At 44.9% G+C, this 23,521-nt stretch carries 16 protein-coding genes and 1 pseudogene; 11 read left to right on the top strand and 6 right to left on the bottom strand.

Annotated elements, in window-relative coordinates:
* Positions 1–154 precede the first annotated feature (154 nt).
* The 3 genes from Q1A70_RS05715 to Q1A70_RS05705 all read left to right on the top strand — a co-directional run bounded on the left by Q1A70_RS05715 (position 155) and on the right by Q1A70_RS05705 (position 5,092).
* Entirely contained in the window at positions 155–2,089 is a 1,935-nt protein-coding gene (locus Q1A70_RS05715) for a PrkA family serine protein kinase (protein ID WP_299687835.1), read from the top strand.
* Positions 2,090–2,231: 142 nt separating this feature from the next.
* Entirely contained in the window at positions 2,232–3,500 is a 1,269-nt protein-coding gene (locus tag Q1A70_RS05710; RefSeq protein ID WP_299687832.1) for a YeaH/YhbH family protein, read from the top strand.
* Positions 3,501–3,511: 11 nt separating this feature from the next.
* The gene (locus Q1A70_RS05705) at positions 3,512–5,092 is read left to right on the top strand and encodes a SpoVR family protein (protein WP_299687829.1); all 1,581 of its coding nucleotides are present in this window, start codon (positions 3,512–3,514) and stop codon (positions 5,090–5,092) included.
* Positions 5,093–5,291: 199 nt separating this feature from the next.
* Here Q1A70_RS05705 and sohB read toward each other — a convergent pair whose 3' ends face one another.
* Positions 5,292–6,359, bottom strand: coding sequence for a protease SohB (sohB, locus tag Q1A70_RS05700; protein ID WP_299687825.1), 1,068 nt, complete (start codon positions 6,357–6,359; stop codon positions 5,292–5,294).
* Positions 6,360–6,496: 137 nt separating this feature from the next.
* On the opposite strand from sohB, the gene Q1A70_RS05695 reads away from it, so the two are divergent.
* The 4 genes from Q1A70_RS05695 to Q1A70_RS05680 all read left to right on the top strand — a co-directional run bounded on the left by Q1A70_RS05695 (position 6,497) and on the right by Q1A70_RS05680 (position 12,757).
* Complete coding sequence (locus Q1A70_RS05695; protein ID WP_299687822.1) at positions 6,497–7,237, top strand: YciK family oxidoreductase; 741 nt, start codon at positions 6,497–6,499, stop codon at positions 7,235–7,237.
* Positions 7,238–7,391: 154 nt separating this feature from the next.
* Entirely contained in the window at positions 7,392–8,099 is a 708-nt protein-coding gene (gene imuA / locus Q1A70_RS05690) for a translesion DNA synthesis-associated protein ImuA (protein ID WP_299687819.1), read from the top strand.
* 3 nt (positions 8,100–8,102) lie between these two features.
* Positions 8,103–9,575, top strand: coding sequence for a DNA polymerase Y family protein (locus tag Q1A70_RS05685; protein WP_299687816.1), 1,473 nt, complete (start codon positions 8,103–8,105; stop codon positions 9,573–9,575).
* An 89-nt stretch (positions 9,576–9,664) separates the two neighbouring features.
* A complete protein-coding gene (locus tag Q1A70_RS05680) occupies positions 9,665–12,757 on the top strand; it encodes an error-prone DNA polymerase (RefSeq protein WP_299687813.1) in 3,093 nt (1,030 codons plus the stop codon).
* Between the two features lie 143 nt (positions 12,758–12,900).
* On the opposite strand, the gene Q1A70_RS05675 is transcribed toward Q1A70_RS05680, so the two are convergent.
* Both Q1A70_RS05675 and Q1A70_RS05670 read right to left on the bottom strand, forming a co-directional pair.
* Positions 12,901–13,842: a chemotaxis protein CheV gene (locus Q1A70_RS05675; RefSeq protein ID WP_299687810.1), complete on the bottom strand. Its 942-nt coding sequence runs from the start codon at positions 13,840–13,842 to the stop codon at positions 12,901–12,903.
* Between the two features lie 204 nt (positions 13,843–14,046).
* Positions 14,047–15,264 carry an ROK family protein gene (locus tag Q1A70_RS05670; RefSeq protein ID WP_299687807.1) on the bottom strand — a complete coding sequence of 406 codons (1,218 nt, stop codon included), beginning with the start codon at positions 15,262–15,264 and terminating at the stop codon, positions 14,047–14,049.
* 320 nt (positions 15,265–15,584) lie between these two features.
* On the opposite strand from Q1A70_RS05670, the gene pyk reads away from it, so the two are divergent.
* The gene (pyk, locus tag Q1A70_RS05665; protein ID WP_299687804.1) at positions 15,585–17,030 is read left to right on the top strand and encodes a pyruvate kinase; all 1,446 of its coding nucleotides are present in this window, start codon (positions 15,585–15,587) and stop codon (positions 17,028–17,030) included.
* Between the two features lie 243 nt (positions 17,031–17,273).
* On the opposite strand, the gene Q1A70_RS05660 is transcribed toward pyk, so the two are convergent.
* Positions 17,274–18,461, bottom strand: coding sequence for a DUF6363 domain-containing protein (locus Q1A70_RS05660; protein ID WP_299687801.1), 1,188 nt, complete (start codon positions 18,459–18,461; stop codon positions 17,274–17,276).
* A gap of 265 nt (positions 18,462–18,726) precedes the next feature.
* On the opposite strand from Q1A70_RS05660, the pseudogene Q1A70_RS05655 reads away from it, so the two are divergent.
* The 3 genes and pseudogenes from Q1A70_RS05655 to Q1A70_RS05645 form a co-directional block, all read left to right on the top strand.
* Positions 18,727–19,014, top strand: a pseudogene (locus Q1A70_RS05655) (porin family protein); the annotation flags it as partial.
* 199 nt (positions 19,015–19,213) lie between these two features.
* A complete protein-coding gene (locus Q1A70_RS05650) occupies positions 19,214–20,218 on the top strand; it encodes an OmpA family protein (protein WP_299687798.1) in 1,005 nt (334 codons plus the stop codon).
* Positions 20,219–20,229: 11 nt separating this feature from the next.
* On the top strand, positions 20,230–21,837 hold the full coding sequence (locus Q1A70_RS05645; RefSeq protein WP_299687795.1) for an Ig-like domain-containing protein: 1,608 nt from the start codon (positions 20,230–20,232) through the stop codon (positions 21,835–21,837).
* A gap of 173 nt (positions 21,838–22,010) precedes the next feature.
* On the opposite strand, the gene tnpB is transcribed toward Q1A70_RS05645, so the two are convergent.
* On the bottom strand, positions 22,011–22,190 hold the full coding sequence (gene tnpB / locus Q1A70_RS20860; RefSeq protein ID WP_363318234.1) for an IS66 family insertion sequence element accessory protein TnpB: 180 nt from the start codon (positions 22,188–22,190) through the stop codon (positions 22,011–22,013).
* A 695-nt stretch (positions 22,191–22,885) separates the two neighbouring features.
* Entirely contained in the window at positions 22,886–23,293 is a 408-nt protein-coding gene (locus tag Q1A70_RS05640) for a hypothetical protein (protein ID WP_299687792.1), read from the bottom strand.
* Between the last annotated feature and the right edge of the window lie 228 nt (positions 23,294–23,521).

The raw sequence follows: 23,521 nt of genomic DNA, 5'->3' as shown, positions 1-23,521 counted from the left end.
GCCTGTTGCTTTCTATAGGGTTGCATCATGCAAAAATGTAAATAAATACATAATTGTTAAGCAAAATTGCCTAAGCAGGTCTAACCTTAAAATGTAGGGAGAGCCTATTTAAAATCGCTCGTCAGTTTGACTGGTTAACAAGGGGAATGTGACTATGAGTATTTTTGACCACTATCAATCACGTTATGAAGCGGCCAAGGAAGAAGAGCTATCATTGCAAGAATTCTTAGCGCTGTGTAAAGACGATAAAAGTGCTTACGCGAACGCTGCTGAGCGCCTACTACTGGCTATTGGTGAACCGGAAGTCATTGACACCGCTCAAGATCCTCAGCTAAGTCGTATTTTCTCGAACCGTGTAATATCGCGCTACAGCGAATTCAAAGATTTCTATGGTATGGAAGATGCCATTGAGCAGATTGTCTCTTATTTAAAACATGCTGCGCAAGGTCTAGAAGAACGCAAGCAGATCCTTTATTTGCTCGGCCCGGTGGGCGGCGGTAAATCATCTCTTGCAGAAAAACTCAAAGCATTAATGCAGAAGATGCCGATCTATGTATTGTCTGCTGATGGTGAGCGCAGCCCAGTCAATGATCACCCTTTCTGCCTATTTGATGTCAATGAAGATGGTGACTTACTAAAGAACGAATACGGCATTGAGAAACGCTACCTTCGCTCAATTATGTCGCCATGGGCCGCTAAGCGCCTACACGATTTTGGCGGTGACATATCTAAATTCAAAGTCATCAAACTACGCCCTTCGATTCTCGATCAAGTGGCGATTGCGAAAACAGAGCCTGGTGATGAGAACAACCAAGACATTTCCTCTCTAGTGGGTAAAGTCGATATTCGTCAACTTGAGCACTTCTCGCAAGATGATCCTGATGCCTACAGCTACTCTGGTGCACTGTGTAAAGCCAACCAAGGTGTGATGGAGTTCGTGGAGATGTTCAAGGCACCCATCAAGGTATTGCACCCTCTACTAACGGCCACACAAGAAGGAAACTTCAACGGCACCGAAGGGCTTTCTGCCCTGCCTTTTGACGGTATGATTCTGGCTCACTCGAACGAATCCGAGTGGCAAACCTTCCGTAACAACAAAAACAACGAGGCCTTCCTCGACCGTGTCTACATAGTAAAAGTCCCTTACTGTCTGCGCGTCTCCGAAGAGGTGAAGATCTACAAGAAACTGCTTGAACACAGTGAGCTATCCAAAGCCCCTTGCTCACCAAGTACACTCGATCTGCTTTCGCAATTCAGCATCCTATCGCGACTCAAAGAGCCGGAAAACTCTTCTCTGTTCTCCAAAATGCGTGTTTACGACGGTGAGACTCTAAAAGACACCGATCCAAAAGCAAAGAGCTATCAAGAGTACCGCGACTATGCGGGCGTTGACGAAGGTATGTCTGGGCTATCTACCCGTTTCGCCTTTAAGATCCTGTCTCGTGTGTTTAACTTCGACCAAGCCGAGGTGGCTGCGAACCCAGTGCACCTGTTCTACGTTATTGAGCAGCAAATTGAACGCGAGCAATTCCCTCAAGAGACCGCCGAGAAGTATCTAGAGTTCTTGAAAGGATATTTAGTACCACGCTACGTCGAATTTATCGGTAAAGAGATCCAAACCGCGTATCTAGAGTCTTACTCGGAATACGGTCAAAATATCTTCGACCGCTATGTCACCTACGCTGATTTCTGGATCCAAGATCAAGAGTACCGTGATCCAGAAACAGGCCAACTATTTGACCGCGCTTCTCTGAATGGTGAACTTGAGAAAATCGAGAAAACAGCTGGGATCAGTAACCCAAAAGACTTCCGAAATGAGATTGTGAACTTTGTGCTTCGTGCCAAAGCCAACAACAACGGTCAAAACCCAGTTTGGACAAGCTACGAGAAACTGCGCACTGTGATTGAGAAGAAAATGTTCTCTAATACAGAAGAGCTGCTTCCTGTTATTTCGTTCAATGCTAAGACCTCAACAGATGATCAGAAAAAACACGACGACTTCGTTGCTCGTATGATGGAAAAAGGCTACACCGAGAAACAAGTAAGACTGCTATCCGAGTGGTACCTAAGAGTTCGTAAATCCTCATAATCAAGCGCTACTGAGCTGTTCAAGTGGACAGCTCGTATAACCAAATAATATTTTTATACCTTAACAACACTTATACCCTAATAAATAACTCTTATACCCTAATTAAAAGTAGGATTGCGACATCAGATGAGAGGGAGTTCATATGGCACAATTTATCGATCGGAGGCTCAATGGCAAGAATAAGAGTGCTGTCAATAGGCAGCGCTTCATACGACGTCATAAAGAGCAAATCAAAGAATCTGTCGCCGATGCAGTCAACCGACGCTCCATCACCAATACTGAATCAGGTGAAGGCGTTACGATTCCTCACAAAGACATCAAAGAACCCAGCTTTCATCAAGGCCAAGGAGGCTTAAGGGAACGCGTTCACCCGGGGAATGATCAATTCATCACGGGTGATAAAATCGAACGTCCTAAAGGCGGCCAAGGCGGCGGCTCCGGTCAAGGGGACGCGAGCCCTGATGGCGAAGGACAAGATGAGTTTTCTTTCCAAATCTCAAAAGATGAGTATCTTGATATTCTGTTTGAAGATTTAGCCCTGCCTAATCTAGAAAAGAATCAAGTCAATAAAATCACTGAATGGAAGACCCATCGCTCAGGTTACCAAAGCGCAGGGATCCCATCGAATATCGCGATTGTCCGCTCATTGCAGCAGTCCCTTGCTCGTAGAACTGCAATGACGGCAAGCAAAAAGCGCGACTTGAAAACGCTCATGGATCAACTAGATCAAGTTCAAATGACCGAGCCAGCGCAACCCTTTGAAGAAACTCGTATCAAAGAGGAGATCGCTAAGCTGCGCAAGAAGATCGATGGCGTGCCATTCATTGACACCTTCGATCTGCGTTATAAAAACTATGAGAAGCGGCCTATTCCATCTAGCCAAGCCGTCATGTTCTGTTTGATGGACGTCTCAGGCTCAATGGATCAAGCGACCAAAGACATTGCTAAGCGCTTCTATGTTCTACTCTACTTATTCTTAAACCGCACTTATGAAAACGTCGATGTGGTGTTCATTCGTCACCATACTCAAGCCAAAGAGGTCGACGAACATGAATTCTTCTACTCACAAGAGACCGGAGGCACTATTGTTTCCAGCGCACTGAAACTGATGAAAGAAATTGTCGCAGACCGCTACCCTGCGAATGAATGGAACATCTACGCGGCACAAGCCTCCGATGGCGATAACTGGGCAGATGATTCACCTCGCTGTAAAGAGCTGCTGGTCAACACGCTGCTGCCGACTTGCCAATATTACTCTTACATCGAAATCACACGCCGCTCTCATCAAACCCTTTGGCATGAATACGAGAAACTTGAAAGTAGCTTTGACAACTTCGCGATGAAAAACATCAAAACAGTGGATGATATTTTCCCTGTGTTTAGAGAACTGTTCCAAAAAGAGACAGCGTAAGGGGGCTTGCCATGACAGCGAAATCAAACGTTGCAGAGAAATCAGACATTGCAGATAAAGACACGGCTGCACAGAATAAAAACGACAAGATACTGCCTGACGGCCCGGATTGGACGTTCAACCTCTTAGAGCAATATCATGTCGAAATTAAGCGTGTCGCGCAGCATTACCGACTAGACACTTACCCTAACCAAATCGAAGTGATCACTTCTGAACAAATGATGGATGCGTACTCGAGTATCGGTATGCCTATTAATTACAACCACTGGTCATTTGGTAAGAAGTTCATTCAAACAGAACAAAACTACAAGCATGGTCAAATGGGGCTCGCGTATGAAATCGTAATCAATTCCAACCCTTGTATCGCTTATCTGATGGAAGAAAACACCGTCACGATGCAGGCGCTGGTTATGGCTCACGCCTGTTATGGTCATAACTCGTTCTTTAAGGGCAACTACCTGTTCCAAACTTGGACAGATGCTGGATCCATTATTGACTATCTCTTATTCGCGAAGAAATACATTACCGACTGTGAAGAAAAATACGGTGTTTCAGAGGTTGAAAAGCTTCTCGATTCTTGTCATGCACTAATGAATTACGGCGTAGACAGATACAAACGCCCTGAGAAGATTTCCATTGCCGAAGAAACAGCAAGACAAGAAGAGCGTGAGGCCTATCTGCAATCTCAAGTTAATGAACTTTGGCGAACCGTTCCTCAAAATAAAAGTAAAGAAGAAGAGACCAAGATCCGCTTTCCTAGTGAGCCTCAAGAAAACATTCTCTACTTTATTGAGAAGAACGCCCCACTGCTTGAACCTTGGCAGCGTGAGTGTGTTCGTATTGTTCGTAAGGTGAGCCAGTATTTCTATCCTCAGAAACAGACGCAAGTGATGAATGAAGGTTGGGCAACCTTCTGGCACTACACCATTCTAAATCACCTTTATGACGAAGGTTTGGTGAGTGACAAGTTCATCTTAGAGTTCCTGCACAGCCACACCAGTGTGGTCGCACAACCGGCTTACAACAGCCCTTACTTCAGTGGAATAAACCCTTATGCGCTTGGCTTTGCTATGTTTAGAGACATACGCCGTATCTGTGAGGAGCCAACAGATGAAGACAGAGAGTGGTTCCCTGAGTTAGCAGGAAGCGATTGGTTAGAAGCGGTGCACTTTGCGATGCATAACTTCAAAGATGAAAGCTTTATCAGCCAATATCTTTCTCCAAAGATCATTCGAGACTTCAAGCTGTTCGCGGTACTCGACGACGACCGTAAAAATATCATTGAAGTGAGTGCGATTCACGATGACCCAGGCTATCGCTTGATTCGTGAGAAGCTTGCAGCGCAATATAACCTAAGTAACCTTGAGCCGAATATTCAAGTGTTCAACGTCGATGTCCGTGGTGATCGCTCCATGACACTACAGTATGTGCCTCACGATCGTATACCGCTTGATAAAGGCTACGATGAAGTGATGAAGCACCTCTATCGATTATGGGGTTTTGATGTGATTTTGGAAGAGGTCAAAGACACGGGACATAGAGAAATTCTAACCACTTGTCCAAAACGCAATGATTATGGAGCCAAGATTTAATACCACTCGCAGCAAGTCAGTGATTGGTATCAAACTCCGCTCCCCCTACAACATAGTGGTCAACCCACTCGGAAGTGGAGCTATAAAAAAGCGCATAAGCCTAATAACTTATGCGCTTTCTCTTTAAGGCTCAAACGTCTTTAAATGTACGTAAGGCACTGAACCTAGAACTATAAACTAGATCTAAAACTGAATAAGCTTAAACAATCGGCTTTTGGCCGCGTTCAATCAGCTTCATCAGCACGCTGTCTGCCGATTTACCTGCCACACCTGCTAGCTTGTCTGAAAGCTTTTTCTTTTGTACGTAGTGAATCGCAAGCACCGTTTTGTCTTTGCATGCTTCAACCACTAAATCATCAGAAGTACGGATCTCATCCACCAGCCCAAGTTCATGCGCTTGTGTACCAAACCAGTGCTCACCCGTTGCTACTTTCTCAAGGTCGAGAGCTGGGCGGTGGTCACGAATAAAGTCTTTGAATAAGCCATGTGTCTCTTCTAGCTCTTCTTTAAACTTCTCGCGTGCTTTATCGCTGTTCTCACCAAACATGGTTAATGTACGTTTGTACTCACCCGCTGTTAGCTGCTCGAACTCAATATCGTGCTTTTTAAGCAGTTTATTGAAGTTGGGCAGTTGAGCGATAACACCAATAGAGCCAACAATAGCAAACGGTGCAGATACAATTTTGTCTGCGATACATGCCATCATGTAACCGCCACTTGCTGCTACTTTGTCTACCGAGATAGTCAGAGGCAGACCTACTGCTTTGATACGATCAAGCTGAGAAGACGCCAAGCCATAGCCGTGAACCATGCCACCACCAGATTCTAGTTTAAGCAATACTTCATCACCTTCACGAGCCACAGCTAGAACCGCTGTCACCTCTTCACGTAGAGAAGCGACTTCTTTCGCATCAATACTGCCATTAAAATCGAGAACAAAGAGGTGTGGTTCACGCTTGCTATCCAGCTCCCCCTCTTTTGCCGCTTGTTTTACTTCTTTACCACGTGATTTTACTTTCTCTTTTTCCGTTTTCTTTTCTGCTTTATCACGGGCTTTGATGAAAGCATCATCGTGTAGATGGTGCTCTAACTGTTCGATCGTCTGTTTATGGTACTCAGATAGGTTCGTGATTTCCAGCTCACCTTTAATCGCGCTTGATTTTCCACCCACAGATTTAGCAATGACTAAAATTGCAATGATGGCGATTACAACGGTCGCAATCTTGGCTAAAAACAAGCCGTAGTCCAACAAAAATTCCAATGTCATATCCCCTATTGTATGAATTAGTGTATTGTAACCATCTTGTCACGATTACCAAGAATTTCTCATCATTCCTACGGTTATCTGTGTGATTAAACATCAATGGAATGACGAACATAATAAAAGAAAGAAGGATAAGCACAGTGGATTACCCAATCTCTACAGATGCCCTCAAAGATAAAGTAATTTTGGTTACAGGTGCCGGTGCTGGTATTGGTCGCCAAGCTGCACTAAGCTTCGCTCAACATGGCGCAACGGTCATTCTGTTAGGCCGCAATGTTAAAAACCTTGAATTCATTTACGATGAAATCGAAAGCGCGGGTTACCCACAACCTGCAATTATCCCATTGGATTTAAAAGGCGCGACAAAGCAGAACTACGTTGATATGGCTGAAACCATTGCATCACAGTTCGGTCGTTTAGACGGTCTACTTCATAATGCAGGTGTTCTCGGCACTCTGAGTCCGTTTGAGCAGATTGATGAAGAAACCTTTGACGATGTTATGCAAATCAATGTCAAGTCTGAGTTCCTAATGACCCAAGCACTGCTGCCTGCCCTTAAGAAAGCAGACGCGGGTCGTATAGTATTCACCTCTTCAACGGTTGGTCACTCTGGCCGTGCATTCTGGGGCAGTTACGCAATATCTAAGTTTGCTACCGAAGGCATGATGCAAATCCTAGCGGATGAGCTTGAAGACACAAACATCCGTGTTAACGCAATCAACCCAGGAGGAACTCAAACACGTATGCGTGCAAAAGCGTACCCAGGTGAAGATGCGAACAAGCTGAAAACGCCACTCGACATCATCCCACTGTACCTACACTTAATGAACCCAAGTGTGACAGACATTAATGGCCAATGTATCGACGCTCAACCTAAGTAGCTGATATTATAACCAATAACAAGAAGTCGCTTTAATAGCGGCTTTTTTTGTATCTAAATCAACCACCTAATACTTACTTCCACTAATTTTCATCATTTTGCTTTGCATCTTTTTCATTGTCCAATATACTGTATAAATATACAGGTATTTAATTATGCATGAACTCATAAAAAACTTACAAGACCGCCAGCTAATCTGGAAAGGGCTACAATCAACAACGCAAGGAAATACCACTTCGACAGGCTATCCGCAATTGGATAAACAGCTTGATGGTGGCTTTCCTACACACGGCGTTATTGAAGTCGAATCACAACAAGGGATAGGCGAGCTTCGCCTGCTTACGCCCTATTTAGCTCAGCAAAACTCACAGAAGCTGGCCATATTCATTAACCCGCCAGGGAAGATCTGTGCCGAGTTTTTTAGCAGCCAAGGGATTGAACTCGATAACATCTTGGTGATCGAGCCTCAACGCAACCTCGATGCATTATGGGCAGCCGAGCAATGCCTCAAGAGTGGTGCTTGTCATTCTGTATTGTTATGGGGAACCGATCTCGAAATTCACCAAACCAAACGCCTACAAGCAGCAAGTGAAACAGGTAAATGCCTGCAATTTCACTTTAAAGCCACTAGCCATAATCAGTTATCTCTGCCCGTTTCTTTGAGCATGAAGCTCTCTTCTCACGCGCAGGGATTAAAGGTTGAGGTGACTAAGAGAAAAGGCAGTTGGTCGTATGGCAGCTTTATTCTCGATATGACCCACAATTGGCCGTTACTGACAGAAAAAGTCATCAACATCGACTGTTCACACCACGATCTGTCAGGTAATACTGTATTGGCCTTTCCTATTGCGAAGCAAGGTTAACGCATGCTGTGGCTTTATCTGCACTTTCCATCTCTGCAGTTGGATACCTTATTTAACTCTAATGAATTGGGTTCGAACGAAGAATCACACGAGCAACCTATTATCATCGTCGACGAAAAAGATCATCGTGTGCTGCAAGCTAACCAAGTCGCGCTGGACTCAGGCATTACACTGGACATGGGGCTAGGGTCTGCGGCGGCGCTTTGCCATAACTTACACGTCCACCCTTACAGTATTGAGCTAGAGAAAAATAAGCTGAAAGAGATAGCTCAATGGGCGTATCTGGTCACTTCTGATATGGCGTTATTGCCACCTAATGGTTTGTTGATTAAAGCCTCTAACATGCTGTCACTTTACGACGGACTAGATAACTATTGGCATGAACTCAAAAACCATTTAGAAGCACTCAACATCCAGTTCAGCTTTGCGACGGGTTACTCACCGCTTTCTGCGATCCTTTTGGGCAAACAAGCGATCAACCAAGCAACGAACAATGTTCAACACATGAAGACTTGGGTTAACCAACAAGCTCTAAGTTCTAGCGAGCTACCACCTAAGCAAGTTGAGCGCTTAAATCGTGTCGGCATTAATATCGTTGAAGAACTATTGAAGCTACCTTTGCAAGAAGTCGCACGTCGTTTTGATATCGACTTGGTCAATTATGTTGGTCGCCTTAATGGGCAGTTCAAGCACCCTATTGATTTCTATCATCCACCAGAAAGCTTCCAGCAATATCTGGAGCTGCTGTTTGATATTGAAAACATTCTATTTATCGAAAAGCCGCTGCTGAAATTGTTGAATCAACTGGAATGCTTTTTGAAGCTACGTGACAGAGTAGCGTTTGAGTTAACGCTGACTCTGCATCTTAGGGATAAAGACGATCATCATGTCTCTTTCTATTCGGCGCAGGGCGATTACCTTGCTAGCAAATGGGCGAACCTAACGCATCTGACCTTAGAGTCACTGAAGATCACAGCCCCCGTTCAAGGGCTAACCCTCACCTTGGTTCGCCATGGAGAACCCCAAATGGCCTACTATGATCTTTTTGATGGCAATACAGGAACACTTGCTGCGTTAGACCTACTTTCACTGTTACAGGCGAAGCTTGGACAGGCCTGTATTCAAACGCCGAAAATACAACAAGATCCTAGGCCAGAGAAAGCCAATCAATATTCGCTTCCAACACTAAGTCATACGGCGAAAAAGGGGCGAGCTCCACAAGAACTCGATCAACGAGCCACAACAACGAACAACATTAACCAACAGCGACTCAGGCCCAGTATTTTACTACCAGAACCTGAAGCATTAACCGAAAGCGTCACCTTATCTCAGGGCCCTGAGCGTATCGTTTCTGGGTGGTGGGATGGTGAAAAAATCATTCGAGACTACTTTATTGCTCACAGTGAAAACGGTCGATGGCTATGGGTGTTCAGAACACCCGATAAACAGTGGTTCTTACACGGCTTATTCAGCTAGTTAGCATGGTAAGTCGTTCTTGCCATTTGTCCCATTAAAACGCCCCTTTTCAATCATGTTTACTCGCAATGGTTAAGTGAGATTCCATTATGTCTCAGCAATACTCAGAGCTTTTCTGTCAAAGTAATTACTCCTTCCTTGAAGGGGCTTCACACGCGGAAGAGTTGGTTCTACAGGCCGATTTTTTACGTTACCAAGCACTCGCGGTTACTGATGAGTGCTCGGTCGCGGGCATCGTGAAGGTTCACTCTGCAATCAAGCAACACAAGCTGTCGCTCAAACAAATTGTCGGGAGCATGTTTTGGTTAAATGACGAGTGCCAAGTGGTCTTATTGTGCCCAAACAGACAAGCCTATGCCGAGCTGTGCCGTATTATCACCAATGCGAGACGTCGTAGCAGCAAAGGGCACTATCAGCTCTCTGAGTGGGATATTATGTCGGCTAAGCACTGTTTCATCCTGTGGCTACCGCAACAGAAAAATGAAGACGCACATTGGGGACAGTGGCTTTCTCAACATCATTCCGGTCGATTGTGGATTGGCTTGCAGCGACACCTAAAACAAACCGACCAACAATACACAGATTACTGTGTTGAACTGTCACAACATCATCAATTACCGATTACAGCTTGTGGTGGCGTGTTGATGCACAACGCTAATCGCTTGCCCTTACAGCACTCACTTACCGCGATTAAATATCAAAAATCAGTGACCGAAGTTGGCAGTCACTTACTGGCGAATGCCGAGCGCTGTTTACGAAGCATCAATAAGCTCTCTCATATCTTCAAAGCTGAGTGGCTGGAAGAGAGCAACCGAATCTCTGAGCTGTGTGACTTTGATTTAGGTAGCCTACGTTACGAATACCCAAGTGAACTGATTCCTCAAGGTGAGACACCCATGAGTTATCTGCGCATGTTGGTCGAGAAAGGAAAAAAGGCTCGCTTTCCACAAGGTGTCCCTCATGACATCCAGCAGATCATAGATAAAGAGCTGGGGTTGATTGGCGAGCTCGACTACCCTTTCTTTTTTCTCACGATTCACGACATCGTGATGTTTGCTAAAAGCCAAGGCATTCTTTACCAAGGTCGAGGGTCAGCGGCTAATTCCGTGGTCTGTTATTGCCTAGAGATCACCTCTGTCGACCCAAGACAAATCTCGGTACTGTTTGAACGCTTCATCAGTAAAGAGCGTGATGAGCCGCCTGATATTGATGTCGATTTTGAACACGAACGCCGTGAAGAAGTCATCCAATACATCTACAAGAAGTACGGTAGAGAACGCGCTGCGCTTGCCGCGACTGTGATTTCATATCGCTTCAAAAGTGCGGTAAGGGATGTCGGAAAAGCTTTAGGGCTGCAAGAAACCCAGCTTGATTATTTCATTAAGAACACCAATCGCAGGGACAAAAGCTTAGGTTGGCAAGCTCAGCTCACCCAATTGGGACTGCAACCGGACTCTTTGAAAGGTCAGCAGTTTATCCACTTAGTGAATGAAATCATCGGCTTTCCACGTCATCTGTCTCAGCATGTGGGCGGCTTTGTGATCTCCTCTGGCCCCTTATATGAATTAGTTCCTGTCGAGAATGCAGCGATGCATGATCGAACCATAATTCAATGGGACAAAGATGATCTTGAAACCTTGGGACTACTAAAAGTAGATGTGCTCGCATTGGGTATGCTCTCTGCAATTAGAAAATGCTTTGACCTGATCAAGCGTATTCATGGACGTTCGTTAACGATCGCAGAGATCACTCGCCTTAAGGATGATCCTCAGGTTTACGGCATGATTCAGCGAGCAGACACCGTCGGCATATTCCAAATTGAGTCACGAGCACAAATGAGCATGTTGCCAAGGCTTAAGCCAAGAACTTATTACGACCTAGTGATTCAAATCGCGATCGTGCGTCCAGGACCAATTCAAGGCGATATGGTGCACCCGTTCTTAAAGCGTCGCGATGGTATTGAGCCAATCAGCTACCCTTCTAAGGATGTTGAGTCGGTACTCTCGCGTACTTTAGGTGTACCGATATTTCAAGAGCAAGTGATTAAACTCGCAATGGTGGCTGCAGGGTTCACAGGTGGTGAGGCGGATCAGCTCAGACGCGCAATGGCCGCTTGGAAGAAGAATGGCAACGTCTTTAAGTTCAAAACCAAGCTCATCGAAGGCATGCAAAAGCGAGGCTACGAAACCGAGTTTGCCGAACAGATCTTTAAACAGATATGTGGCTTTGGTGAGTACGGTTTCCCTGAAAGCCACTCGGCTTCATTTGCGGTATTAGCCTATTGTTCCGCTTGGTTGAAATGCTACTATCCAGAGTGCTTTTATGCTTCTTTGCTGAATAGCCAACCCATGGGCTTTTACAGCCCCTCACAGTTGGTACAAGATGCGCAGCGTCACAATGTGACGATACTTCCGGTATGTGTGAACGCTTCTCAAAACGACCACACGGTTGTCTCTCATCAGGATGGTCTAGCGATTCGATTAGGGTTGCGACAAATCAAAGGCTTGAGTGAACACGGTATTCAAAGCGTACTTGCCAATCGTCCGAATTCTGGTTATCGCCATCCTAGCCAAGTAAAACAGCTATCGATGAATAGGAAGGACATAGAGCTACTCGCATCAGCCAACGCACTGCACAACGTTTCGGGAGACCGCTTTCAGACGCGCTGGGCGATCATGGACTCCGCTTCTGATCTACCTCTGTTTAGCCAGGTCTATGACGATACCGAGGGTGAGCATGGCGAACACACACTGCACAAGCCCAACGAGATGCAAGATCTACTCGAAGATTTCACCAGTGTCGGGATTTCATTAAACAAGCACCCAATCACTTTGCTAGAAGAAGCGAATCGATTAGGTCGATTCACTCATATGAAAGACTTGATACAACAAAGACACAAATCCATGGTCACGGTTGTTGGTTTAGTCACTGGCAAGCAGTCACCCGGCACCGCAGCCGGTGTCACCTTTGTCACACTTGAGGACAGCACTGGCAATATCAACGTGGTGGTATGGGGAGCCACGGCGCGTGCTCAACAGCAAGCTTATCTCACAGCTAAAGCATTAAAGGTACAAGGAATATTAGAAAAGGAAGGTGAAGTTGTGCATGTGATTGCCGGGAAACTTATCGATATGACCGATGAAATTATTGACTTGAATACCAAATCAAGAGATTTCCATTAACGATCAAAATGGCTATTTCGGTTAACAGCTGACTAAAGGTGTCAATACCACAAGGGAAGCACTCGCTTCCCTTTAGTTCAGTTTAAATTATTGACTGATAGCTGGACTTCAACTTTGATCCAATTCGTTGAACGCAACGTCAACTATAAGATTTGACGTAATCGCTCTTGAGTCACTTCAACCAATAAGTCTGGCTGGAACTTAGAAATAAAGCGGTTACACCCGACTTTCTCAACCATAGCTTCATTAAAACTGCCACTCAATGACGTATTCAGTGTAATAAACAGATCCTGCATTCTAGGATCCGTTCGTACTTCATGAGTCAGTTTATAGCCATCCATTTCCGGCATTTCAGCATCGGTGATCATCAATAATATTTCTTGGTTGATGTCTTTACCTTCATCGCACCAACCTTTGAGTAAGTTGAGAGCTTCTAAGCCATCACAACACTCAATAATGTTCAGGCCAAGTTGTGACAAGGTGCCTTTGATCTGGTTGCGCGCAGTAGAAGAGTCATCAACAATAAGAACATTACGACCGACCATCTCATGCGCTAGCTGCTCATCTAACACACCCTCAGAGATAGACACATCGTAATCGATGATCTCTGCCAATACCTTCTCTACATCGATGATCTCAACGATTTTATGTTGCTCTTCTTCTTGAATATGCGTGATGGCTGTTAAGTAATTGGCACGCCCAGTCGTTTTTGGCGGCGGCTGAATTTCAGTCCACATCGTGTTCACAATATTGCGTACTTGACCGACCAAGAACCCTTGTACGCTTCGGTTATATTCCGTAATGATTAAGTTGCTCTCTTGAGACTCTGCACGAGAGGGTGGGAAGCCAATTGCGCTGCGCAGATCAATCACAGGAACCGATTCGCCTCGTAAAGAAGCCACCCCAGTAATATGGTGGTGGGAGCCGGGTAAACGCGTCAGTGCAGGCACTTTTAGGACTTCTTTCACTTTAAAGACGTTAATCGCGAACAGTTGGCGGCTATTTAGACTAAATAACAGCAGCTCCAGGCGGTTCTCACCAACCAATTTAGTTCTCTGATCAACCGAATTTAAAACGCCAGACATACAACACCTTAGTGACAAATAATAACCGTATTAACAAATAATGACGATAGTGACAATAGCCTACTTCAATAGGTTAAAGCAACGCGCCATTGCATAAATGCTTAAACTCAGTACAACCTGAGAGGTAATACCAAGCTTAAGCGCCTGGGGCGGGTTAACGTAACATGAAAGGTAAAAGCGAAACGATAGGGTAACCCAAAGAGGTTAGCCTTCTATCACCTTCATTAACAGCTGACCATCATACAAAGCCTGCTTGACAAGCGCTGCACCAGGCATAGTGGCCTGCTTATAGAAGCGAGACTCCACCAGCTCTAAATCTTGGTGGTAAACCGATAAACTCTGCTCTTCGATGCATTTTTGAATCGCAGGGTATAACACGCTTTTTGCTTGATTGATGACCCCACCCACCAAAATTTTCTCTGGGTTAAATAAATTAATCACAATCGCAATCGCGGCACCGAGATAACGTCCTAGCTGCTCGATAACGTCAACCGCTAGTGGGTCCCCATCAGCGGCGGCTGAGCAGATCTGTTCGATCGTAACTTCTTCAAACGCGGTCAGCAACGATGCTTCACCATTTGTCAGTCGCTCTTTGACCTGCTCACGGATCGCCTGAGAACTCGCTACCGTTTCTAAACAGCCTCGGTTACCACAGTGGCAACGTTTCCCCTGTTTATCGATTTGGATATGCCCCAGTTCACCGATATTACCGTGACGTCCTTGCAGCACACGACCATCAAGGATGATCCCCGCCCCTAAGCCATGGTGAATCGAAATAAGAACAGAGTTATCGTTATCTTGTGAGTTACCAAATAGCTTCTCTGCCAATGCCCAAGCATGGGTATCATTGGCGATGAATACAGGCAGGCCGGTTTCTTTGTAGATCTCCGGCCCAAGCGCCAAATTTTCAACGTTATAGTGCGGCATTTGCAGCACGATACCTTGCTCTGAATTCACAAGCCCCGGCAAGGTGATTGCTATACTCGTCACCCTATCGAGTTGCTCAGCATAGGTTTGAAAGAATTCATCGATTTCATGGAGAAGGCGCGCGAGCACATCTTCTTGATCGCGTTCATGAATATCAATTTTTGTATCGATCAGCACATCGCCGCCCAATTCATGAAGCGCGAGCGTAAGGTACCCTCGACCAAGACGCATCGACAGAAACTGCCAACCTTCGTTATTGACTTGCAAACCGACAGCAGGACGCCCACGAGTCGTGGCTTCTTGAACCGTCGTTTCATGAATGAGGTGAGCTTCAATAAGTTCACGGGTAATTTTGGTAATACTCGCCGGAGCCAACTCACTTTGCTTGGACAACTCAATACGAGAAATAGGACCTTTATGGTCAATTAGTTTGTATACACGACCAGCATTGACCTGTTTGATATGATCAATATGGCCCGGTTGAGCCATGTACATTTTACGCTCCAGAAATCATCAACAGTTTAATTTTTTTACTTTGCGAAGTAATTGTGAAGTCACTTGATATATCGCCGTGACCAGTGTCACGTATATACATGAATCTTTGTGTATCGAGTCAAATAGTTTTAATAAAATTCATCACTCTTATCGATAAATTGAGACTTAATTTCTATATAAAAACATCGATCTTAAGTGCAAAGTTCAATAAATACCACCAAATAACGAAATATCCTCCAAACTCCCATTAAATTATCAATTAATGCATATACTTAAATCAGTGTTTACAAAGGTTACTTGGTCTCACTCTAGGAGTATTCATGACTGCCGAATTAAGAAAAACAAAAATCGTCACAACGCTAGGCCCTTCAACAGATAAAGGTAACGTGCTTGAAGAAATCATCAAAGCCGGTGCCAATATCGTCCGTCTGAACTTTTCTCATGGCAGCAGCGACGACCATATACAGCGCGCCGAAAAAGTCCGCTCCATCGCCAAAAGACTTGGCAAACAAATCGCTATTCTCGGAGACTTGCAAGGCCCTAAAATTCGCGTATCGACCTTCAAAGACGGTAAAATTCAGCTTGCCGTCGGTGATGCGTTTACACTCGACAGCAGCCTTGGTTTGGGTGAGGGTAATCAACATGCGGTCGGACTCGACTATAAAGAGCTGCCTAACGACGTCGCTGTCAATGATACTCTGCTCCTCGACGATGGTCGTGTGCAACTGAAAGTCACCAAAGTTGAAGGTTGTAGGGTGCACACCGAAGTGCTCATTGGCGGCCCTCTTTCCAATAACAAAGGCATCAATAAAAAAAACGGTGGGCTTTCTGCAGAAGCACTCACCGCCAAAGACAAGCGAGACATCATCACCGCCGCACAAATCCAAGTGGATTACCTTGCCGTCTCTTTTCCACGTAACGGTGAAGATATGTACTACGCTCGAAAATTGGTACGAGAAGCGGGGTTAGACGCCCATCTGGTCGCCAAAGTAGAGCGAGCAGAAACGGTCGCCACCATTGAAAACATGGATGACATCATAATGGCCTCAGATGTGGTCATGGTAGCCCGTGGTGACCTCGGCGTTGAGATTGGTGACCCAGAGTTGGTCGGAGTACAAAAACAGCTGATACGCCGCGCTAGAGCGCTGAATCGAACCATTATCACCGCCACTCAGATGATGGAGTCGATGATCTCCGCACCGATGCCCACTCGTGCAGAAGTCATGGATGTGGCAAATGCGGTGCTTGATGGAACGGATGCGGTAATGCTATCCGGGGAAACCGCCGCCGGTGCCTACCCAGTAGAAACCGTGAAGTCGATGGCCGAGGTGTGCATTGGTGCAGAAAAGATGGCAGGCATTAACCCATCGAATTACCGCATTGACGGCACCTTCATTACTGCTGAAGAGACGGTGTCAATGGCAACCATTTATTCTGCAAACCATATGGAAGGCATCAAAGGCGTGGTCACTCTCACCGAGTCTGGCCGCACTGCACTCATGATGTCACGCTTAAGTGCCGATATGCCGATTTACGCATTATCACGAAATGAAGGAACGCTTAATCGTTGTAGCTTGTACCGAGGCGTCACCCCTATCTATTTCGAGACAGAAGCCAAAGACAGCTTTGATATCGCCCTATCAACCCTAGCTAGCTTGAAGGAGCAAGGCTACCTTAAATTTGGCGATCTGGTGATCGTCACTCAAGGGGACATCATGGATGTCGCAGGCTCCACCAACTGCATGAGAATATTACCCGTCTCCTAGGGAGGAATAGAGAGTAGTTTGGTGATTGTTAAGTGAAGATGTGATGGTTAATCATTGAACGCTCTTTTCTTAAAAGCGAATCCCCCTCTTAGCCCCATTAAAAACTAAAATGGTTATTGAACCCAGTCCAATAACCATTTTGCACCACGTGTTATCCCTCATACACGATCGATTTAAACATTAAGGCTTTCGTTGCTTGCTCTTCTAACCATCAACCTTCTCACTCCTGAAGAAATTCGTCAGTTACGATGCATGGGAGATGCGAGCATTATCTGTCGAAGTATAAGTGTCGACAAATCGATAGCCTGCCTCCAAGCCCAATTCGTAATCATGTTGCAAATCGTCTTTATTGCTCATTAAAGAGCTCGACTTAAGCGGTTGGCTTGGTGCTATCTGCACCACAAAGGCATCGTCTGGTGGTGAACTTAGAAAATCTTGAGTCAGCGAATAGGTTTGATAATGCACCATCAGCATGTCTGCAAGTCCTGAATCAAATTTATCGCCAATCAAATGACTCAAACGGTAAATATCATCCGCACCAAATAACCATCGACCACCATTCAGAAGATCGAGATGTCCGCTATCGCGTTTTTGTTCTTTTGAGCTCAAAATCTGCTGCTGAAAAAATGAAGTCCAATCACTTTTCCACTGCTCGACCTTTTGTTGCCAATGGCCTTGAACACTCTCAAACGATTCACGGAACCATTCCAGCTCTTCGGCTGATATTGGCTTAGGCGCTTTACTCAGAGCTGGCTTGTTTTGAGCCTCAATCGTCACATTATCCGCAGACTCAGCCGCTGGCTCTGTTCTAATCACGACGATAGATCGAGCCTGCCTGCGCCAAGCCTCTTGCACCGGGATAGACGCGGAGACACCACCGTCGACATACGCACTGTCGCCAATACGTATCTCATAATTGTACAAGCGCGGAATGGCACACGTGGCCACCATCACTTTGTACCAATCTTCGCCCAGCAATGGGAAATAGTGATCTCTAAGATCTTTTGAATCCGTTACTGCGGCAAAGAATTGTCGATCGCCTAGGGTGCGCCTTCCAAGATCGAGAGCAAGCTTATAGGGGTACGCCATGACCTGCTCTAAGGCCCAATCTAAGCCGAGGTTCTTTCGATGTCGTATATAAGAAAAAAGATTGAAAAATTCTGGCGAAGTGGTCAGGTCGAGAACAAAAGAGCGACCAAGACCTTTATCGCGGCAAAGATAAGCGCATAAGTTAAGAGCACCAGCAGAAGTACCAAAAAACTCATCGAAGGGGTCAAAGTTAGAAATGAGAAAGGCATCGAGCACGCCAGACGTAAAAATACTTCTCTGCCCGCCACCTTGGGCAACCAGTGCCGTTTTTCCAGCAATAAACTTGGAGTAATAATTTAAGTCTATTGCTCTATCAAGATTGGTGATGATCCCACTATTCATGGTTTCCTGAGTATAAAAACCCAGCCTCGCAATTGATGGTATTAGCTACCAATAGCAATAATTCCAAAGGCAAAAATAATGACGTAAATGAAAGCGGTTATTTGTAGGGCATTTTTCAGATTATTTTCCATAGACACCTCTGAGTTATTATTAATTTCTCTAAGTACTATCAGGTGTGTGAAGTATCTTCAAGAATCATCGAAATTACTCGCACAATATTGATGTAACCATCACAATTAATCGGTGTGTGGATAAGGATATACTCATGAATAACAAAGCAAATATGATGGCACTGATCGCGCTGCTTTCGGTTTCAAACAGCTATGCTTCAGCGGAGGTCATCATTACTCCTATGATCGGTTATACCGCTGGTGGCAGTGTCGAAGATCAAACAGGAAAAACCTATGATATGGAAGGATCCGAAAACGTTACCTTCGCGATTGAAACACCGCTTGAGAAAGGACGTTTCGGTCTTTTCTATTCCAACCAACGCTCTGAATTAGAAAAACTCAACCTAAGCTCTTCCATTCAATACCTACATATTCAGAGTAGCATGATCCTGATTTTACTGAAAATCAAGCACCTTCAATGAGTACGGGTATATTATGTTTTTTATTTTTTTGATATGATGAGAGTTCGTTATTTGCAGAAAATAAAGTACAAACAAAGCCGACCACTTTTTAAGTCCTCATGTACTACATGCAATGTGTGCTTAACAAAGACTCTATCTATCTATCTATCTATCTGAAATTATGAAAAAAATAATATTACTTACTGGTTTATTCAGCATTCCTGTACTAGCTGTGACGGAATCCCCTCAGGTTTTTGTTGGCGTAAAGGGTGGGTATCAATGGGCCCAAGACAACAATTACAAGCATTCAAATCCAGACGGCACCATTTTAGGTCTCTATGGCGGGTTACAGTTTACTCCCTCTTGGAGTTGGGATTTAGGCTATCAATATCACGATAAACTAAAGGCGGATACCAGCTCGGTTAATGTTAAAACTTGGTTAATTGAAAGTGCTCTTCGTTACGATTGGTACCTACAAGATAACCTAAGTTTATACGGCCGACTTGGTGCTGCTTATTGGGACATGGAACAAACGCAACTTTCTTCAAATAAAATCGATGCCACTGGTTTTTCTCCTCTCGGAGAGGTGGGGGTTAACTACATCTTTAACCCTAATGTCCGAATATCAGCTGGCTATCAATACATTGACAGTATTGGTAAGTCAAACACGGGTAAGTATGATAGCAATGGGTTGTTGGTCAGTCTAACCTATACATTTGACAGTGCAACTCAACCAGCGTTAGTCGAAACAGCGCCAACATCTATTATTGAAGATACTCCCGTTAAAGAGACAACCACTGTAAAAGCACCACCTCAAATACAGGTCTTTTCACCAAAAACTACAGATGGATTGTTTGGTTTTGATTCAGTCGAACTTAGCCAAGAGTTTATTGACCAATTAATCGAGATGTCTTCAATATTAAATCTTTACCCTCAAGCTCAGGCCAAAGTTGTTGGACACACTGACTCAACAGGTTCAGCACTCTACAACCAAAATCTTTCCGAACGTCGTGCTCAAGCGGTTGTCAATAAGCTGATTGAATTGGGTGCCACACCGACGCAACTTGAGTGGAGAGGTAAAGGTGAGTCTCAACCTATTGCAGACAACAATACTGCAGAAGGACGAGCTAAAAATTGCCGAGTTGAAATCACGATCCCTAGCTTCCAGTTTCAAGATCAAGAATAGGTTGTATTACTATGAGTAAATATTTTAAATCTCTATTTGCAATAGCGATTTTTCCACTATTAATGCTATTAACCGGTTGTAATTCAGAAGGTGCTTTCTCTGAACCAACCGTAAAATTAGAACGTATAGATATCGTCGCATCGCCAATAACAACACAAGGCATAAGTCAGCTGACGCTTGCGGTAGGTAACAAGCAGCCCTTTGAAGCGGTTGGTCACTACTCTGATGGCTTATCTCGTCCATTGACGGATTTAACCGTGAGTGATTGGCACACAAGCGACTCTGATGTAGGACTCTTTGATGAGCCAGGCATATTCTCTGCGGTTGAAGCGGGTTATACGACACTCACGGCCACGATGGATGGAGTGACCAGTAATACGGTGGACGTGAATGTCTCGGCAGCGGTCATTACTGCCATTCAAGTGACGCCTTCGCCTGTGAGTGTTGCGAAAGGTCAGACTGAACAGTTAGTTGCCGATGCAACGTACAGCGATGGTACTTCCTCTCCGATCACAAACTCAGTGACGTGGACAGATATCGATACGGCGACCGCTACCGTGTCAGCATCGGGGGTATTAACTGGGGTTGAAGCGGGTAATACGACCCTCACGGCCACGATGGATGGAGTGACCAGTAATACGGTGGACGTGAATGTCTCGGCAGCAGTCATTACTGCCATTCAAGTGACGCCTTCGCCTGTGAGTATTGCGAAAGGTCAGACCCAACAGTTAATTGCAACAGCGACGTACAGTGATGGAACATCGTCTGGTATCTCTAGCGAAGTGATGTGGACACCTATCGATACGGCGACGGCGACCGTGTCAACAGCGGGTTTATTATCTGCGGTTGAAATGGGTAATACGACACTCACGGCCACCAAAGATGGTGTGATCAGTAATACGGTGGATGTGAATGTTTCGGCAGCGGTCATTACTGCCATTCAAGTGACGCCTTCGCCTGTGAATATTGCGAAAGGTCAGAATCAACAGTTAACAGCAACAGCGACGTTCAGTGATGCCACATCGTCTGACATATCTAACTCCGTGACGTGGACACCTATCGATACGGCGACGGCTACCGTGTCAGCAGCGGGGTTATTATCTGCAGTTGAAGCGGGGTATACGACACTCACGGCCACCAAAGATAATGTGACTAGTAATACGGTGGACGTGAATGTATGTGGTTCATTGGCGGGTGTATGTATTGATATCTTCGATACAGGTAGTGGTAAGTTGTTTACCAATTCACCTTCAGTGGCCTATCTAGACAGCATTGGCGGTAGTGCTACAGACGGTGTTTATACTGAAAATGGAATTACCAGCCCAGCTGGTGATTTTTACAAATTCAACTGGACTAACGCAAATGCACTGTGTAATACCTACAACACCCTTAGTTTCGGCGGACGGACGAACTGGAGTTTAGCGACAAAAGACGAATTACAAACGGAACTATACGGTGTATTCGGCAATATGTTTATCACGCGCGGTTGGCCGACCTACGTCTATTGGTCTGCGACACCTGATGGTTCTGACAATTACATCGTGGACCTCTTCAATGGCGGCGACGTCAGCACTGATCCGAGCGACACGGACTACGCATCCTGCGTCTCAAATCCTTAAAGTTTAGAGTTTAAGGTTTTAATTTTTGTTTTTGATGTGTCAGAGTTACATCTGGCACTTTTAGGTTCATCGCGTTCCCCGGAAAGCCGCGATGAACCATTTATTATACTAAAACCATGCCATTAACACTTGGCAGATAAGGTTTTATTCTCGATTAACTCATTGTAAATTTTTTATTTTGATGGTTTCATGGCCGATGATTGTGAACTCAGATAGCAGTCTATCAAGCTCAAATTAAGTGGGGTAAACACCTGACTTTTCTCTTTTGAAGGCCACTTATACTTAGCTTTTTCGAGACGTTTATACCAGAGGGCGAAACCTGTTTTATGGTGAGTAGACCAGAGGAATTTCACCTCTAGCCTCTCGCAGAACCGTATGTGATACTCTCATATCATACGGCTCCTATTACCCAATCGTTGATCTTCAAAATAATGCCAGTGGATGAATAGACTTGGTCTACTTTGAACGACATGCCTTAACCACTGTGAGCTTTTCCGCTTATACCCTGCAAGACGTTTATACTTTCGCCTGCCCTACGCCTCAACCTAAGTTCCAGATAGCCTGCTAATTTACGCATTTGTATTGGATATGCAAGCGGTCGATTGCTGTCCTTACAGTAAATGACCTTTGACTTGGTTGGATGCATCCTGAGCTTGATACTTAGTCTTATTTTCGACGACTTTATCTCGGACAAAGCCTAGAGATACGTCAGTTTTATTGAGTTGCTAGCACTTGGCATAGAACGTTGAGGGGTTAAGTTCATTGAGCTTACAAAACGCGAGTGTCGACAGTGAACTCGATTCAGATTGTTCGATAAGCATTTACCATTCTTGATTGGTGCGTTGTTTTCCCATTTCAAATCTCCTCATGGTTGGAGGCTTGATTTTATTCTTCGTGCTAGGTGATTAAAATGCGGGGTTTATGGCGTGCTTACTGTTCATCGAACGGCTTTTCAATCAACATCAATGAAAAGCTGATATTGATAGTTAAAAAAACGAAAAGCCAGCGAAATGCTAGCTTTTCATTATAAAACGAGTTTTCTTGCTCGTTAAAATTTGTAGGTCACACCCAGTGCGCCACCCACTTGCAACTCAAGACCTTTATACATGTCGAGTTCAGGGTGTATTTGCGCGTAAACATTCCAACCTTCGTAGAAATTGGCTTTCACACCTAGCGGTAAACGTAAGCCAAAATCATCATGCCAATCAGCCCATGCACCAGCACCTACGTACCAGCTTAACGGTGCTTCAGTTTGAAACTGACCGCGCTGAAAAATATAGTCAAATGCAGCACCATCGTTACCAATGGTGACACGATACTTTTGAGCAAATTCAGCAACGACGCTTAAATCTTGGTCGAGAGCTAAACCAACTTCTAAGGTTGGGCCTTCAGAAGCGTGAGCAAGCGAGGCACTACAGCAGCCGATGAGGCTAGCAACCAAATAACGAAATTTCATAATATTCTCAGACTGTGTAAAAAAACCGTAGGTTAATAAAACTATAGAAAAGGGGGTCATCTCAAAGTTAAAGATAGTTAAGGATAAAAAATTCGAGCGAAAGAGAAGATAAAACGTGACCAGTTATTTATTACGATTGGTAGCATAAATCAATCGAGTAGGAGGAGGCCTCACGGCCTCCGTCCTCTCACACCACCGTACAAGCGTGGGTCGCATACGGCGGTTCCG

This window comes from uncultured Vibrio sp., from assembly GCF_947488985.1.
In the GTDB taxonomy this organism is placed as follows: Bacteria; Pseudomonadota; Gammaproteobacteria; order Enterobacterales; family Vibrionaceae; genus Vibrio.
The sequence above is the reverse complement of the archived record's forward strand: the minus strand, read 5'-3'. Positions and strand labels throughout refer to the sequence as shown.